Origin of the sequence: Spiroplasma melliferum KC3, from assembly GCF_000236085.2 — a bacterium.
Lineage (GTDB): Bacteria > Bacillota_I > Bacilli_A > Mycoplasmatales > Mycoplasmataceae > Spiroplasma > Spiroplasma melliferum.
On sequence record NZ_AGBZ02000001.1, the window covers coordinates 356,266 to 372,686 of the forward strand.

27 protein-coding genes and 1 riboswitch are annotated in these 16,421 nt (G+C 24.8%); of the genes, 2 read left to right on the plus strand and 25 right to left on the minus strand.

All coding sequences use genetic code 4. The features are described from left to right. Nucleotides 1-375 precede the first annotated feature (375 nt). From SPM_RS01800 to SPM_RS01885, 20 genes are all read right to left on the minus strand, one after another. Nucleotides 376-756, minus strand: a complete 381-nt coding sequence (locus SPM_RS01800) for a hypothetical protein (RefSeq protein WP_137165074.1) — start codon at nt 754-756, stop codon at nt 376-378. Between the two features lie 138 nt (nt 757-894). After that, entirely contained in the window at nt 895-1,251 is a 357-nt protein-coding gene (locus SPM_RS01805) for a hypothetical protein (RefSeq protein WP_004027926.1), read from the minus strand. A gap of 241 nt (nt 1,252-1,492) precedes the next feature. Continuing rightward, a complete protein-coding gene (locus tag SPM_RS06715; RefSeq protein WP_004027927.1) occupies nt 1,493-2,194 on the minus strand; it encodes a spiroplasma phage ORF1-like family protein in 702 nt (233 codons plus the stop codon). Continuing rightward, entirely contained in the window at nt 2,194-2,898 is a 705-nt protein-coding gene (locus SPM_RS06720; RefSeq protein ID WP_004027928.1) for a hypothetical protein, read from the minus strand. Before SPM_RS06720 ends, SPM_RS06715 begins: the two co-directional genes overlap by 1 nt. A gap of 16 nt (nt 2,899-2,914) precedes the next feature. Then, nucleotides 2,915-3,154 carry a hypothetical protein gene (locus SPM_RS01820; RefSeq protein ID WP_004027929.1) on the minus strand — a complete coding sequence of 80 codons (240 nt, stop codon included), beginning with the start codon at nt 3,152-3,154 and terminating at the stop codon, nt 2,915-2,917. Beyond that, nucleotides 3,154-3,444, minus strand: coding sequence for a hypothetical protein (locus SPM_RS01825; RefSeq protein WP_004027930.1), 291 nt, complete (start codon nt 3,442-3,444; stop codon nt 3,154-3,156). Before SPM_RS01825 ends, SPM_RS01820 begins: the two co-directional genes overlap by 1 nt. 2 nt (nt 3,445-3,446) lie before the next feature. Beyond that, complete coding sequence (locus tag SPM_RS01830; RefSeq protein ID WP_004027931.1) at nt 3,447-4,454, minus strand: hypothetical protein; 1,008 nt, start codon at nt 4,452-4,454, stop codon at nt 3,447-3,449. A gap of 1 nt (nt 4,455) precedes the next feature. Further along, nucleotides 4,456-4,653 (minus strand): hypothetical protein, encoded by a 198-nt coding sequence (locus SPM_RS01835; RefSeq protein WP_004027932.1) that lies wholly within the window; start codon nt 4,651-4,653, stop codon nt 4,456-4,458. Continuing rightward, nucleotides 4,653-4,817, minus strand: a complete 165-nt coding sequence (locus tag SPM_RS06650; RefSeq protein WP_004027933.1) for a hypothetical protein — start codon at nt 4,815-4,817, stop codon at nt 4,653-4,655. Before SPM_RS06650 ends, SPM_RS01835 begins: the two co-directional genes overlap by 1 nt. Before the next feature lie 72 nt (nt 4,818-4,889). Then, nucleotides 4,890-5,096: a hypothetical protein gene (locus SPM_RS01845; RefSeq protein ID WP_004027934.1), complete on the minus strand. Its 207-nt coding sequence runs from the start codon at nt 5,094-5,096 to the stop codon at nt 4,890-4,892. 91 nt (nt 5,097-5,187) lie between these two features. Continuing rightward, nucleotides 5,188-5,361 (minus strand): hypothetical protein, encoded by a 174-nt coding sequence (locus SPM_RS06515; RefSeq protein WP_004027935.1) that lies wholly within the window; start codon nt 5,359-5,361, stop codon nt 5,188-5,190. Nucleotide 5,362: 1 nt separating this feature from the next. Continuing rightward, nucleotides 5,363-5,542, minus strand: coding sequence for a hypothetical protein (locus tag SPM_RS01850; RefSeq protein WP_004027936.1), 180 nt, complete (start codon nt 5,540-5,542; stop codon nt 5,363-5,365). Between the two features lies 1 nt (nt 5,543). After that, the gene (locus SPM_RS01855; protein ID WP_004027937.1) at nt 5,544-5,741 is read right to left on the minus strand and encodes a hypothetical protein; all 198 of its coding nucleotides are present in this window, start codon (nt 5,739-5,741) and stop codon (nt 5,544-5,546) included. Then, nucleotides 5,734-5,958, minus strand: a complete 225-nt coding sequence (locus SPM_RS01860) for a hypothetical protein (RefSeq protein WP_004027938.1) — start codon at nt 5,956-5,958, stop codon at nt 5,734-5,736. The genes SPM_RS01855 and SPM_RS01860 overlap by 8 nt, the downstream gene beginning before the upstream one ends. A 102-nt stretch (nt 5,959-6,060) precedes the next feature. Beyond that, nucleotides 6,061-6,198, minus strand: coding sequence for a hypothetical protein (locus SPM_RS06655; protein ID WP_004027939.1), 138 nt, complete (start codon nt 6,196-6,198; stop codon nt 6,061-6,063). Between the two features lies 1 nt (nt 6,199). Next, complete coding sequence (locus tag SPM_RS01865; protein WP_004027940.1) at nt 6,200-6,547, minus strand: hypothetical protein; 348 nt, start codon at nt 6,545-6,547, stop codon at nt 6,200-6,202. 464 nt (nt 6,548-7,011) lie between these two features. Continuing rightward, complete coding sequence (locus tag SPM_RS01870; RefSeq protein WP_004027941.1) at nt 7,012-7,212, minus strand: hypothetical protein; 201 nt, start codon at nt 7,210-7,212, stop codon at nt 7,012-7,014. Nucleotides 7,213-7,292: 80 nt separating this feature from the next. After that, nucleotides 7,293-8,222, minus strand: a complete 930-nt coding sequence (locus SPM_RS01875; protein ID WP_004027942.1) for a rolling circle replication-associated protein — start codon at nt 8,220-8,222, stop codon at nt 7,293-7,295. 276 nt (nt 8,223-8,498) lie between these two features. Next, nucleotides 8,499-9,503, minus strand: coding sequence for an NAD(P)-dependent oxidoreductase (locus tag SPM_RS01880; protein WP_004027943.1), 1,005 nt, complete (start codon nt 9,501-9,503; stop codon nt 8,499-8,501). Nucleotides 9,504-9,535: 32 nt separating this feature from the next. Next, nucleotides 9,536-10,747, minus strand: coding sequence for an AEC family transporter (locus SPM_RS01885; RefSeq protein WP_004027944.1), 1,212 nt, complete (start codon nt 10,745-10,747; stop codon nt 9,536-9,538). Nucleotides 10,748-11,005: 258 nt separating this feature from the next. On the opposite strand from SPM_RS01885, the gene SPM_RS01890 reads away from it, so the two are divergent. After that, on the plus strand, nt 11,006-11,812 hold the full coding sequence (locus SPM_RS01890) for a hypothetical protein (RefSeq protein WP_004027945.1): 807 nt from the start codon (nt 11,006-11,008) through the stop codon (nt 11,810-11,812). A 21-nt stretch (nt 11,813-11,833) separates the two neighbouring features. Here the strand turns inward: SPM_RS01890 and rplA are convergent, their stop codons facing one another. Together rplA and rplK are read right to left on the minus strand one after the other, a co-directional pair. Further along, a complete protein-coding gene (gene rplA / locus SPM_RS01895; RefSeq protein ID WP_004027946.1) occupies nt 11,834-12,520 on the minus strand; it encodes a 50S ribosomal protein L1 in 687 nt (228 codons plus the stop codon). 2 nt (nt 12,521-12,522) lie between these two features. Beyond that, the gene (rplK, locus tag SPM_RS01900) at nt 12,523-13,014 is read right to left on the minus strand and encodes a 50S ribosomal protein L11 (protein ID WP_180951645.1); all 492 of its coding nucleotides are present in this window, start codon (nt 13,012-13,014) and stop codon (nt 12,523-12,525) included. Between the two features lie 254 nt (nt 13,015-13,268). Here rplK and SPM_RS01905 point away from each other — a divergent pair, with 254 nt between their 5' ends. Then, the gene (locus tag SPM_RS01905; protein WP_004027948.1) at nt 13,269-13,724 is read left to right on the plus strand and encodes a hypothetical protein; all 456 of its coding nucleotides are present in this window, start codon (nt 13,269-13,271) and stop codon (nt 13,722-13,724) included. A 162-nt stretch (nt 13,725-13,886) separates the two neighbouring features. Here the strand turns inward: SPM_RS01905 and SPM_RS01910 are convergent, their stop codons facing one another. The 3 genes from SPM_RS01910 to SPM_RS01920 all read right to left on the minus strand — a co-directional run bounded on the left by SPM_RS01910 (nt 13,887) and on the right by SPM_RS01920 (nt 16,413). After that, nucleotides 13,887-14,255, minus strand: a complete 369-nt coding sequence (locus SPM_RS01910) for a hypothetical protein (RefSeq protein ID WP_004027949.1) — start codon at nt 14,253-14,255, stop codon at nt 13,887-13,889. A gap of 30 nt (nt 14,256-14,285) precedes the next feature. Further along, nucleotides 14,286-15,272, minus strand: a complete 987-nt coding sequence (locus tag SPM_RS01915; protein WP_004027950.1) for a hypothetical protein — start codon at nt 15,270-15,272, stop codon at nt 14,286-14,288. Between the two features lie 152 nt (nt 15,273-15,424). Then, nucleotides 15,425-15,614, minus strand: a riboswitch (cobalamin riboswitch). A gap of 4 nt (nt 15,615-15,618) precedes the next feature. After that, entirely contained in the window at nt 15,619-16,413 is a 795-nt protein-coding gene (locus SPM_RS01920) for an ABC transporter permease (RefSeq protein ID WP_004027951.1), read from the minus strand. Nucleotides 16,414-16,421: the final 8 nt, after the last annotated feature.

Below are 16,421 nucleotides of genomic sequence, written 5' to 3' on the forward strand. Positions count from 1 at the left end.
GTAATTATTTTATCTTTGTTCATTTTATAAAATTGTAAACTGTAAATGCAAGTGCAGCAAATCAATTCAGAAATGAACATCTAAAATAAAGTAGAGATAAAAAATTATGTTAAAATTCTATTAAGAAATTTTCTTTTTATTTTAGTTATTTCAAATTTCATAATTGTTTGCAGAACGAATATTATTTGAGCCATAATAAATTGAATTTGAACGGGGACTAATTTTTCATGATTGACTGCCATCTTGATTGTCACTAACAAAAGTGACTATGATTTCTTTTATATCTACATTCGGATTACGTTCCCTTAATCTAGCCAGAATTGTTTCGCGGTTATCATTAGGTAGTTCCCCCAAGTCAGGATTTGTAATTACAGTTTATATAGGTTTTTTTTGAAGAATAGAAAAATTAACAATTTCTCAGCCAAAGTATTGTGAATTTGGTTTTGCAGAAATATGAAAATAAAAATAAGTATTATCATAATGACCATACAATACTTTTATATCTTCTATGTTTACATTCGGATTACGTTCCCTTAATCTAGCCAGAATTGTTTTGGAATTATTATTGGGTAATTCTCCTAAGTCAGGGTTTGTAATTACAGTTGATAGCGAAATTCGCGATGGGCTAGGCTGTGGGTTTTCAGTTTGCCTTTTATTTCTAATATTTTGTGATTGATAGAAACTTTCAGCAATTACCAATGGCATGAACATTACACTAATTGTTATTGTACTTAACAAACTTAGTAATTTATTCATATCTATATTCATTCCTTTCATTTATGTTCATAGTTAACTCCCTAAAATGTTATATCATTTTTAAAGTATCTGTTATTACTAACTCAATAGATTTATTGCACTTGCATTTACAGTTTACAAATTAAAAAACATCTCATATTATACTCGTGGAAGATTATATCAACGAGTTTGCATAATTCCGTTAATAAAAATCCGATATCAATAAAATCCAATTAATAAAGTACCTTGTTTGAAATTTAAATTTCTTATTGTATTGGTTCTCATTCGTTGAATTTTTTTAATACTATAAAGAGCAAACCAAGTTGAATTACAAACAAAAGCATAGTCTGGAATTAATTCACTCAAATCAACATTTTTACTTAATGTTTGATACTTTTTTTGTACACGAAAAATAAATAACTTATTGTTATTATTATTTAATTTTCATTGTCTATAAAAAGATTTAAATTTAAACTGACATTCATCACAAATTATTTGCTGTCCATTTTCTTGCATGACAAAACATACCTCGCCTTTCTTTTTTTGTCACCCCACAAGTTTTATTAGTTAATATAAAATAAAAAAAAATAAATAGAAATCATAGTTTTTTACCAAGTAAAGGGGCTTCGCCCCTCGTAGTTCGCTACGCTCACTACTCACCCCAGCAAACAACACACGGGCAAAAATAAATTTTTTGCACCGTGGTGTTTGCTATCTGTTTTTCTTGGTCTATGTATGTATTTGTATCTTTTTGTTTTTATAAAAATCGCAAAATACCATTAAACATCGCAAGAGTAATAATTGCCCCAAGCAATAATTTAAAAGCAATATCAAAAGCAAAAAAATTACTAATATTATCTCAAAGCAAATTAACATTTTGCATTGTATTTACTAATGCATTAGCATACTTTCCAACCTCTTTAATACCCGGCAAAGTATTAAATGCTAAAATAAAACCATTTTTTATATGACAAAATACATTAAATCAAGCACAAGAACTATAAGGTAATTTCCATATATCACCAGCATTAATCTCATCATTTCAAGCATCAGAATTATAAATGCTAAAATTAAAACCAAAAATAGAAAATTGATTCTGTTTTATATCTAATGCACCAGAATAAAAAGTAAAAACATTAAAACCTTTATATTTACTAGTATCATCCATATCTAACATTTTTATACTTTTAGAAAAATTGTTATTTAAAGGCAAAATATCAGTTTTATATTCTCAATTTGAGTAAAATGAATAATAATCACTAGTACTATTAATTTTATAAGCATTATACATAATAACATAAGGGTTTGCTTTTTCAGAACTAACATCTCTTAAATTAAATAACATTGACTTAGGATATAATAAAAAACCATTTTTTACAAAAAAAGTAAAATTAGTAAAACCATTATTTGAATAATAAACAATTTTAGTTCCAATATTAGTAATATCAAAAATACTCATTAATGTTTGAGAAAAAAATTATCAAACATTTTATAAAAATCATTAATATTTATTTCTTCTTGTTTTATATTATTAATAAAAAAATCAACATTTAATTCATTTAAAATTTGTAAATTAATTAAACTTTTATAATTAAAATTAAACATTAAAAAATCTAAATCAAAATGTCGATAACTTTGATTAGAAAAATACGGAATAAAAAAATATTTTAATATTTTAATATTTTTTGCTAAAAATTTATAATTAATATCTCCATATCTAAAATTCAAATTAAAGTTAAAACCAGAATTATCATTTATAATTTTTAAAGAACTAATTTCATCTTTATTATATAAAGATAAGTTAAAATCAATATTTTTCACACTAACAACATTAAATCAATAATTACTATCATTTTTATCAGCACTAACAGAGGTCAAAGGACTAAAATATTGAAAACCAAAACTAAACGCATAATTACTAGGATCTAAACCTTGCATAAAATAGTCTTGTCGCAACATTAAAGTAGATTGAAAATCATATTTATTTGTTTCTTTATAACTTAAATCTTTAAAAATATCATTACTTTTTAAATTTTCTAAATATAAAAAATTGGAATTAATTTTATTAAAATTATCTAAATTAGATGTTATAAAAACAAAAGGAGATATTAAAGAAAATAATAGAAAAATAACATAAAAATAAATAATAAAAATCTTTTTCATTTTTTTTGTTTCCTTTCTATCTAACTGCAAATATAACTCTTATAATCATTAACATAATTCCAAAAGCAATAAATAATCTAAAAATAGGATGAGTTGCTATAATAAATAAATGAGCGATTAATTTATAAAAATCATTTGAACTATTAAATCACTGTTTAATTGTCGCCATTGCTGTCTCTGATGCTAAAAAAATATTTGCAACAAATGTTATACCAATAATACTTGCCACGAAAAAAAACCATAATAATTTAACCATTATTTTTCGCCTTTATTTGCTTTAGTATGTTGAATTTGTTTGCTTTCTTTTAAACGAATAGCACCTAAACCCGTAGACATGGCAGAAGCGGTATTTTGAGACATTGTACTTAATTGTGGTGCTGAACCAACCAAACGCATAGCAATTCCTAAAATACCCCCTATAATTCAAAGAACATATAAAGGTATATCTGTTGCTGGCAATTTTAAAGTTCACATTCAATCCATAATCTTCATAAATATATCAATAACAACATTAAAAGCATCATCCCAACTCGTTAATAAATTCATAATTATTTACCTCCTTTTTGTAAATTTTCAACTAATCTTGTTGCTCCCATTTTTTCTAAATCTTCTAAACTATCAAAATTAACATAATCTCAATAAGTCAATGACTTATCTTTAACAATATCATTTTTAACATCTCTAACAAATTGCAAATATTTAGTATCATATTTCATTGCATCTAACAAAGAAATAGAAATTTTAAAATTACGCATACCGATAGAACTAGCATTTTTTAATTTAACTTTTTTACCATTAGCAGAACGCTTAACACTTTCAGATTTTCAAATATCATAATTATCCTTATCATCAAAAATACCAATATGAAACTTAAACTTAGGAAAAAATCAAATAAAATATTTTAATATTCCTTTAAATTGAAAAGGTGGTTTTTTACAACTTAAAGGCAACATTAACCCTGTCGCTAATTCTCTATATTCTACTCAATGGTGTTTTTCTCGTTGCCCGATAAATACAACATTTATATTATATTGCCGCATAAGAACTAAACTAGGAATAACACCACTATATTTTTTCATTGCACCATCTTTAACCTCATTAGCAGGAACATATAACGCCATTTCATCTAAAACAACCAAATTACTTTCACTATAAGGTATTGGGTTTTTTAAATTATTATTATCAAACATATCAAAAGTTGCTAATGCTATATCTTCATTTTTAATAGGATAATTAGAATATTTAGTATCATATTTAGAATTAACTAATAAATGAGTTGCTAATAATGTTTTACCGCTTCCCAAACTACCAATTACCATTGTTATAGGACTTTGTTTAATAGTTTTAAAAAATGCAAGTTGATTTCGTAAATCTTTAAAAAATAAAAATAATACAAATATACTAAATAAATAAGTAAAAATTAAAAAAACAATATTTAATCAACCTTTAAACATATTAGGTTTAAATATAATTAAACAATTTAAAACAATCATAATTAAAGTAAAAAACCAATTCATTAAATATCAATTTATAATTCATTTTCTAATATTTAACATTTTAAAACACCACCTTACATATTTTAGAAACCATATAAATAACAAATCATATAGTAAAGAAAATAAATAATCATATAACTATCATACAAACATAATATTCAACCGTTTTATCAACCAAGCCTAATTTATTTGCTGGAATAAAAAAAGCAAACTGATATAAACCTTGATAAACTTTATCTAAAAACTGATTTCAAGTCATTAACTAAACCCCCTAAATATCAATCTAAATATTCAAAAAATAACAGCAATAATAAAAGTTAAAAATAAAACAAAACATATATACGCTAATGCTGGGGGCATATCTGCACCAAATATAATCTGCATAAATTCAATATAAATATCAAAAACACTTTTTTCTAACATTTTATTTATTCCTTTCCATTTAGTAATATAAATTTTACTTTTTAACTTTTTAGGGGTTTAAAATTATTAATATTAATATCCGTGAATTAATTTTCTTAATGTTTCAATTCCAAGCACTAAAAACATTAAAACAATAGGAATAATTAAAATTGCATTTGCACCTAAAAATGTTAAAAATCAAGTCGTAAATTCTTTCGCTCAATTTGCAATAACACCAACTCAGGCTTCAATCGCTTTAATAATTCCATCTGTTCCGCTATCCATTGTCATTAAATTCATATAGTAAATTCCTTTCTAATTAAAAATAATATTTTTTTAAACCCCTAAAAAGTTAAAAAGTAATATAAAAATATTACTAATAATTAACTTGTTAAATTTTATTAATAACTTGTTGCTGTTTAATTTGTTCTTTAAGAGACTTAATAATTGAACGATTATTTTGAATTTCTTTTCTATGTTTAAACGCTATAATGCTATCAGCAAGATAAAAACATAAAACAAAAAACATTGTAATAAATACCATTACATATAAAAATATAATCATATTATTTAACCTCCTTGTTTTTTCTTTTTTCCAGTTCAATTTGTAATTTTCTTATTTTCTTCTGTTGTCTTAAAATTATTGAACTTTCTTTTTTTCTAATAACATTTATTATTCCTGCAATAAAATAAGCAGTAATAGGCAACATAATAATTAATAAAATAATTTCAGATAAAATCGCCAAATTAATCACTCTCCTTATTTTTTAATTCTAAAATCTCTAACTTTAATTTCTCATTTTCAAGTTGTAATTTTTCAAGTTCTAATTTTGACTTTTTAATTTCTTTTTTATTAAAAACAGAAAAAATAACATAGGCATATAATAAAATAACTAACAAAAATACAATAATCATTGAAAATATTTCATTACTCAAATTAATCACACTCACTTTCTATTTTTAAAAATTTATCTTTTAATTTTTCATTTAAAATTAAAAAATCTTTTTCTGTCATAATTTGTAAATTAATATTTTCTTTTATTAATAATTGTTTTAATGCTTTTCTTAATATAAATAATGGTATTTTTATTGATAAACATTGATGTATAACATTAACCAAATATTCTAATCGTTGATTATATAATTTAGTTTGTTTTTTCATTAAAAAACTCCAACATAAACAAAAAACAATATAAATCAAATAATAAGTTGAAAACAAGAAATTATTAAAATAATTCAATCTCAATTAATTTTTAATTTATTTTTATTCTTTGTCATTATGTAACCTAGAATAATATTGATTAATTAAAATAACATTTTCATTAACACAATTCCAACAATAACGAGACCCATTTTCTCAAACAGTATCATTAACACAAACCATACATAACTGTTGTTTCATATTAATTATTGCTTTCTGTTATTACTGAATTATTAGAATATTTGTTAATAAATTCTTGCTCGTTATAATTTTCTATATATGGTTCAACAATATTAATTTTTCCATCCCATTTAAGCGAAACATAAAATAAATTACCATCAATTAAATAAGGTTTTAATTTTAAATAATTTTCATCAGTTATTTTAAATCATTTTGATTTTGACAAATCTTTTGTACCTTTAAAAGTACCATTTTCTAATTTAATAACTGGCGTAAATGTATAACTATCTCATTTACTTTCATTACCTTTATCATCTTTAATAATTTTACCCGTTGCAATATCTATCAACTGTACTAGAAATCTATTCATAAGATTTCTCCTTTCTTTTAAAAAACTATATAGTTTCTTAAAAGATTTCTTAAAAAATTGAAACTTAAAATAACTATTATAATTAAATCAAAAACAACCACGTTAATTTTTTAATTATTAAAAAGGAGTTTTATTATGCATAAAATTGCTATTTAAATACTAGAATTTTTATAGTGTTTTTTATTTGAATAAGTTTATAAATAAGCATAAAAAAACATTTAATTATATTTAAGTTTCGTGTGAGGAAACCTTTTAAGATTTGAAACTCAAACATAATAAAATGTTTAAGTTAAATTAATAATACAATAAAATATTAAAAAGTCAAATTTTCAACATAAAAAATAAAGATATTGTAAAATATACATCCTCATCTTGTTTTTTTTTTTTTTTTTGTTTTAATTAATTTGTGGTAATTGTTGTGTGAGGCGATTACCACATTTTTTAATGAGTTTTTAACTCATTTTTTATTTTTTATGAATACAACAATTATCTTGCATTCGATGTTTTCATAAAACCAAACAGTTAGTATCAGGACAAAAATAATAACGTGCATAAGATAACATAGTATCTTTTGCTAAACCCCTAAAACTATTATAAGTTGTATTTTTAGTAGTAAAATTTCAAATTTTACCACATTCTTTACATTTAACATCTCTATCTGCCATAAAATTAATCTCCCTTCAAATACGTATTTGAATTAACAAGCCTGTACATTCAATTTCGAAATTAAACGAATAAACTATTTTTAACACCTTAAATTAGTATTTTTATTAACAGTAAAATTATTATTTTTAACTAAATTTCTAAATATTTTTCTATCAGCAGAAACATATTTTTTATATTCTTTGAACTTATCTAAACCATAATAACTATCACAACTAAAACCGATTTTATAACCGTTTTCATCACCAAAAGCAAAATAATTTAAATTATCTTTAACTGAATAAATTAAATCTTGTTCAGATAATTCAACAACTCCAACTTTTACTTTTGGGTTTTTACAATTTTTACTAAATTGATATGCCTTGATATTTAAATCATAATGATTTTGACTTTTATTATCATTTGCAGTCTTAACAATATACTTTGCCAAATATTTTACTACATCTTCATTAGAACCAGCACGAACTTTAATATTTTTATTAATACCATATTTTCAATACTGTAAAACAATACTATTAGGTATTTTTTGATTTAATATGATGTGAAAATGGACTGCTCCGCGATTTTGATACTCATAAGTATACATATATTTTAAAATTCCTTTATGATGTTTAGAACGAATAGGATTATTTCATCAACGATTTATATTATTAAAAAATAACTTTAAATCATTTTTACATTTTTTAACATCTTTCTCATTAACGGCATAAGTTAAAGTTAGAAAACTTAAATTTTTACAATTTCAAAAATTTTCATACGCTTTTCGAATACAATTTCCTTGGGAACGAATACGACTATTCCACAATTTTTTATCATTTTTTCCAGTATTTTTAACTCCCGTTTTATTACGAGGATTATTATTAACTAATTCTAGTGGTAAAACAACATTTTTAACATAATTACCATAGAATACTTTTTTTAAATAATATTCTTTTTTAACATAATTTAAAGCATTCATAATTACATTATGACCTTTATTTGTTAAATTATCTTGAATAAAAACATTATTCATTTTTATAAACTCCTTTCAAATAAAAAAACACTAAATTACATTTAAAAGTTTCGTGTGAGGAAACTATAAATAGTTTGAAACTTTCAATATAATTAAGTGTTTATATTTGAAAGTTATTTTTATTGTAATATATTATTTTTAATTTTGCAATATTTATTTTAATTATGTGCAGTTGTGTTACTTAATACAATAATTTTATTTATTTTGTTATTTTTTTATTAAAAGTTATTTTAAATAATAAAAAGTAGAGTTTTCTCTACTTTTTAAAAATTTATTTTATATTTTATTTTTTGATTCACCATTTGCTAAAATTTCTTTTAAATTTTCATATGTTGTTTCAATCATATTTTTGACAGCTTCATCAGTATAAGATCCTATATGCGGTGTAATAATTACTCGTGGATATAAGGTAAGTAATTTATTTGTAATATTATCTGGTGTTATATTTTCATTAAAATCTTGAAAAAAAACATCACCTTCATTTTCTAATACATCTAACCCAACACCTTTTAAGTGATTTGACTTAATAGCTTCATAAACTGCCTCACTATCCATTAGTTGTCCACGCGCTGCATTAATTAACACTGACCCTGGTTTCATTTGTGCTAGAAATTCTTTATTAACAAAATGATGATTTTGTTCTTTAATATATGGACAATGTAATGAAACTAAGTCTGATTCTTTAAGCAAAGTATTTAAATCAGTATATGTTAAAACTGTTCGAACACTATCGTTTTCATAAATATCGTATCCTAATACTTTAGCTCCCATTCCGTGTCAAGCTTTTGCTGCTTCAAAACCAATTCGACCAGTTCCAATAATTCCAATTGTAGAATTACGAATTTCTTTTGCAAACATAAAATCATCAACTTTAAAATTTGTTTTACGTTCATTATTAGCCATATAAAATAAATTACGTAAAAAAGCATTTCCCATTGCTACCGCTAATTCGCTAACTGCATTAGGCGAATATCCTGGAACATAAGCCATTTTAAACCCTAATTCATGTGCTTTTGTTAAGTCAATATGATTATAACCAACTGTTCTTGTTAATAAATATTTAACGCCATATTCTTGCATTTTTAATAAGTTTTCTTCATAACAGTCACAATTTGCACGAACCATTACTGCTTGATGTCCTTTAACTGTTTCAATATTATCTTTTGTTAAATATTCTTCAATTAAAGTTAAATCATAACCATATTTTTCATTTAGTTTTTCAAAAAATGGTCGTTCGGTTTTCCGAACGCCATAACAAACCATTTTAATTTTTATATTCATTCTTATTTTCTCCTAATATGTAATAATAAAGTTTATGTAAATAATGAAGTTGCTCCAATTGCTGTAGTAATAATTACTCAGAATGGTAACGAAATAATTGAAAATAAAGTTGAAACTAATGTTAAATTACTTGCTAACATTGGTTGTTTTTTATATCCTATTGAATATGCCACAATAACAGATGCTGGCGGTGCTGCTAACATAATGACAATAACAGTTAAGCCAACTGAATTTAATTTTCATACTCCTGTTTCTTTTCCAATTACAGCAAAAATAATTGCTAAAACTAATCCAATAATTGGTGCTAGAATAACTTTCATAATCATTCCATATCAGACTTTTTTATCTTGCATTGCTTCACGCAATTTTCCTTTTGCTAAAGTCATCCCAATTGCTAATCATGCTAATGGGGTACATAATCCTTCTAATGTTTTTGTTATTTTAAATAATGGTGGAAAAGTATTATCTAATCGTAATGGTGAGAATAACCGACCACTACCAATTTTATTTTGATCAGGAACAATTTCAATTCCTGGAATTAATTGTGTTACTCAAAAGATAAATCCAATAATTGTTGCAATTAAGATTGGATTAACAAAAATTTGTTTTAAATTTGCCTTAACGGTTGCCATTTTTTTAGCTCGTATTTCAGTTTTTACTTGAGCATATCCAGTTGGATCTATTTTTGCATCAACAATTGTTTCTGTTTTTGTTTCGGCTATAGTTGCTAATTGTCCTTGCGTTGGTTTGCTCATAACAATAAATCCTAGTAAATATAAAAATACTCGATAAGGAATATTAAAGATATTAGCTGGTAATGTTGCTTGTCCGGCTTCAAATAAAGCAGTAACAACTGGAATTCCAAAGAAAGTAGTTGATGCAAAAACCGTACACATTGCTAACGTATCACGAACATCTTGCTCATATTTAATATAAAAATATTTTGCTACAATTCCTAAAATAATATAGAATAAAAATCCGACTAATAAAATCGCTGCTTGTGTTTTAACTTGTTCAACTGTTGTATCAGCCATAAAACCATCAAATGCTAAACATGGTAATCCAACAACCATTACAATTTTAATTAGAACAGTTTCTCAATCTTTTTTAAAGGTTCCACGTTTTGTTAAAAACCAACCTAAAAAAATTACAAACATTGTTGCAATAATTGCACTTCAAAAACCCCACGCTTTTAAAGTATCAACGACTGCTGTACCAACATTGGCTTGTAAATATAAATGCATTGTATTTTTTCCTTTCATAGTTTTTTAAATAATGCCTAGTGTACTTTTTGTACTATTAATATTATAATCAATTACTAAAAATAATAACATAAAAAATGAAAAATTTTGGTAAATTCAAGAATTAAACTTTTAAGAAGAAACTATTTTAAAATTAGAAATATAAAATATTTAATTTTTGTTTTACATAGTAGTTTAATCTGTAATTATGATATAATGCTAGAATAAGTTATATAAAATCTAATATATAAAGAGGCGCAAATGTATAAATTATCAAAGTATAGTAAAAATTTAAAAATAATAATTATAACTTTAATAGCTTTCTTAATTATTGTCCCTATCTCTGGTGTTATCATAGATTTATGTGATAGAATGCTTAATTATGATTATTTTAAACCAAATAAAAATGGACATAGTGAAAACACAATTGATCAATTAATTGCATGATTATTTGTTGCTTTTACAAATTGGTATGCCTTATATTGCGTAATTTATGCCATAGTTTTTCTTGCAAGGTTAGGATATAAAAATGAACCTTCAGAGTTTAAAAAATTTATTTTTAATTGTGTTTTTTTAGCAACATATTCAATTGTTATTGTTCTTGTCTTTTGACCAGATGTTATTAAACAATTATTTCTTGGAAAAGGATTTATTTTTACAAATTCACTTTTAAAAAACATTATTACAATTAACATTCACTTTATAACACCAATCATTGCATTTATTTTATTTGGTATTTTTTCATATTATGAGCAACAAGATTTTAAATATTTTATTAAAAGAATTAATTACTTTAGTTTAATATTACCAATTTTATATATTGTATTTTCATGAACTAGACTAGTGATATATGTTGAATACCATGGTTATGCTCCAACAGATGGAAGAATAATGTGATGAAATAGTTATAAAATTTTAAACCCCTATCTTCATCCAGTTTTAGCACCGTTATTAGTAATCTTTTCAGGCATTGGGATTTATGGTATTTCAACTTTAGTTAGTTATTTAGCATTATTTTCATTAAGAACTAAAAAGAAACAAAAAAAGGAAAAGATTAACAACTATTAATCTTTTCCTTTTTTATATTAATTATAATTCAATTAAAACTTTAATTCCTGGTCCCATTGTTGTTGTTATAGCAATATTTTTAATATATGATCCTTTAACAGCTGCTGGTTTTGCCTTACGAATTGTTTCATAAATTACATCATAATTAGCTTTTAAAGCTTCAACTTTGAATGATGCTTTACCGATAATTGAATGAATGTTTCCATTTTTATCAACACGGTATTCAATTTTTCCTTTTTTAACATCACCAATTGCTTTAGCAACATCTGGAGTAACTGTTCCTGTTTTAGGGTTTGGCATTAATCCTTTTGGCCCTAATAATTTCCCAATTTTTCCTAATTCTGCCATAATATCTGGTGTTGCGATAATAACATCATAATCAAATCAATTTTCTTTTTGAATTTTTTCAATTAAATCTTTACCACCAACAAAATCAGCACCCGCTGCTTTAGCATCAGCTTCCTTGCTATTTGTTAAAACTAAGATTCGTTGTGTTTTTCCTGTTCCTTTTGTTAACACAACAGCTCCACGAATTTGTTGGTCAGCATGACGTGGATCAACATTTAGATTAAAGGCAACTTCAACGGTTGAATCAAACTTTGTTGTTGCAGTTTGTTTTGCTAATTCAATTGCTTCTACAATTGGGTATACCTTATTTTTGTCAACTAATTCAGCAGCTTTGTTATATTTTTTACCAAATTTTGCCATCCTTAGTTTTTCTCCTTCTTACTTGGCATACCTTCAACAACTATCCCCATATTACGAGCAGTTCCCTCAATAATATTCATTGCTGCTTCAACATCATTTGCGTTTAAATCAATAAGTTTATATTCCGCAATTTTACGAACTTCATCAACTGAAATCGTTGCTACTTTCTCATCTTTTGCCTTTGCTGACCCCTTTTGGATTTTTGCTGCTTTTTTTAATAAAATTGCGGCTGGTGTTGTTTTTAATTCAAATTTAAATGTCTTATCATCAAAAGCAGTAATAACAACTGGAACGACATCACCCATTCGTTCTTTTGTTGCATCATTGAACTGTGTACAAAATTGAGGCATATTAATTCCTAATGAAGCTAATTCTGGCCCTGGTTTTGCTTGTCCTGCTTGAAATTCTAATTTTGCAATTCTTGTAATTCTTGCCACGAGCAATTTCCTCCTTTTAATTAAATTCTCGCTGTGGTCCAAACGTAATGTTAACATTACTACCACATTTAAGCATACTCTATATAATAGAATAAATGCCTAGTTAATTATAACAATAAAAAAATAAAAAACAACTTTATTTTAAAACAAAAAATAACAAATAAAAAATTAAATAAAAACAATTATTAATTAAAAAATATTGTTAATTTTAAATAAATATGATAAGGTAAATATTGTAAATGATTTTAAAAATATTATATTTTTAAAATAAATGGCTTAATTAATAATTAAAATAATAAGGAAATTTTAATATGGAATTTACATCAGAAATGAAAAATCAGCTGAAAAAAATATATAAATCATTTAAAAAAAGTCTTAATTCTTTTTTTACAACACTTGGTTTTAATAAAAAAGAATCTGAAAAAATAGCAGCTTCTACTTGTAAAAATGTAACAAAAAATTGAAAACAAATGGGAATTAATGAAAATGTAGTAAATGAGTGAAGTTCAATTGCTACAGACGCTTCAAGAGAAGGGAAAAAACACCAAATTTCTTCACCACAAACAGGACAAGCAGAATTACAAAAAATGATTGATAAAAATGGTAGACTTGTTCCAATCCAACCACGCATGTCAACAAACAGCATTAATAATCCTGCAGCAAAAATTAATCCAATTGCAAAACCACAAAGAATAAAAGATATTCAAAAAATTTATACAGAATTTAATCAAACAGAACAAAATCAAGAACTTGAACAAGAAAAATAAAAAGACGATTTTGTTCTTTTTAATTTATTACTACAAAATCCACTATTTAATAAATTAATTATTGAGACTAAAGTATTATTTGATTTGCTTCCACAATTTACATCTTAAATAAAAAATGATATTAAAATAATTTTAATATCATTTCTTAATAGCATTAAATTTTTACTCGTGAACAAAAATCCATCCTAATGCTCCAACTCCAATAAAAAGATTAGGAATGGCCCCTAAATAGGTTCAGGGTGATTGATAATCTGCTTTTACAAAAAATCCAACTAAGAAAATTACTGCTAAACTAGCAATGGCAAGTGCTCATAATAATGATCAAAAGCCTGGTTTAACTGATAGCGGAACCAAAATATACAAAATTCCTAAAATCAAAAGAACTGGTCAACTTGTGTCTCATCCGTAAATTGAAGTTTTTGTTGGAACGCCAGCAGCGAATAAAATGCCAATAATAATAATTCAAGCTGCGCCAATAAACATTAAAATTTTTGGTCATGTTAATGTCTTAATAATTTCATCTCCTTCCAAGATAATTACAACAATAATTATACAATAAAATTATGAAATTATTTTGGCATTTTTATAACCTTTATCATTAAAAGAATTTCAATTTCGCGATGTTAAATATGTCAAAACATCAGTCACACGAAAAGTATTATTAATTGCAGGAATTAGTTGTGGTGAAATATATTGGGCCTTATTTTCACCAATGATTTTAAAATAAAAACCTCAGTGGGGTAATCGGTATTTTATTTTATTAAAACTATTATTTATTCAATCTTCTTGATAATTTAGATCTATTCGAAATACATTTTGAGCCTTAGTTTTTGACACTCTAATTGAACCTTTACTAACAAGGCTTAATGGAATATTCATTCCCACTTGAATTTTATTTTCAGCGCTACTTCAAACTCCATATATTGCCTTTTGGATTTCCGTCTGCAATAAAACATCCCAACGGTTAGAATTTCATCAAACAAATTGTTTTCCATCCACTTCTTGAACTGGATGAGAATCACGAATTGTTCCTCATTGTTTAAATTCTTTTTGAAATCGGTCATTTAGTTGCTTCATATTCTTACTATTTTTAAGGTCTTCTCACTTATCTTGTGCCATTATTGTATAACCATTAACGGGGGTATTTTGCGTCAAAAAGGAATTAGAAATATAAACATTACCATCATCAGTTTTTGTAAATGTTATTGGCTCATACAGATGAGTTACATCTTGCATATGAGCAGTATCACCAAACTGTAATTTTTGTATTACTTCATCAAGACTTACAACATTTTTAAAATAAAGATAAATATGTGCTTCTTGATTAAGATCTAATCAATCTTTTTGTTGGAAGGTACTTGATGCAGTTGACAAATAATAATTATTATAGCCAACCACAAATTCTTCATTTTCCTCCGTTTTCATTTGATAGATTCAATCTGGATCACAATAGGAAAGCGATTCATCAACATTTTTACAAGAAATTGTTGTTAATGTTGGTGAAAAAATAAATGTAGAACTTAGGAATAGTAATAATATTTTTTTCATTTTCTTATTTTTTTCTAGCAAATTAACAATGGACAATTTAATTCTAGTTCCAGTAAATTAAAAAGCATTCCCCAACATGCTTTTTATATAACAATCACTAAATTATTTATTTACAAAATAATTACATGACTCACACCCAGGAGTTATATAATAAGACTAATTAAATTTAGAAAGGTCTACTGGCTTAATTTCATCCTACTAACCGCCTTCCCAAAAGTTTTCCTTTCAGTGGCTAATGTGGCTTTCGTCAATATCACAGTTGCTGGGACAGCTCAAGATTTACACTCAATTCCCTAACTCTAAATAACTATTTATTAAATTGTCTAAAATTATCATACCACATTTTTTAGTTATCTTTATAATAATTAATAACAAAAATTAAAATAAAAAAAACAAAACTTCAACTTAAACTAACTAGCGAAGGAACTCAAATATTATGTAAATCAGTAAAATATGTTAGATTAGGATATAAATTAGAGTCTAAAATTCATGCTGGAACATTTCAAAAACAAGCGCTTCCTATAATTGACGATGGATAACTTAGGGGTAACAAATAACTAATAATATTTAAAAATTTGTCACTACGAACAACACCAATTGGAAAAAATAATCCAGATAAAAAAGCAAATAGTAAAAAAAATAAAATTGCTATTACTAAAATAATCTTCAAGTCATTTGGACAAAGCACAATTAAAATACCAATTAAAGATGATAAAAATGAGGCTAATATAATTGCTCAAAATAAAGCAAGTCAATTAATTCATTCAATATGAATTCCTTCACCATAACTAAAAAAAGCAATTAAAAATAATCAAATTGAACCAATTAAATTAGTAATTAAACTAATTATAATTAAAACTAAAATTAATTGATAAATTGAAGCTTTTAACAAATGCAATTGCCGTGCAAAAGTAGTTTTTCGAAATTCATAAAAAGCAATTGCTAAGTCAAGAATACCGTTAAGAACCCCCACTAATAAAATTGACCCTGGCAATGATAAATAACTAGCATTACTATTAAACATATTAGTAACACGAATGCTAATAAAATATAAAATAATTGGTAAAAATAATGTTACTAAATAAGTATGTCATGATGTAAATCAATATTTGCTAACAACACGTAATAATGGTAAGTTCATCCTTGCTC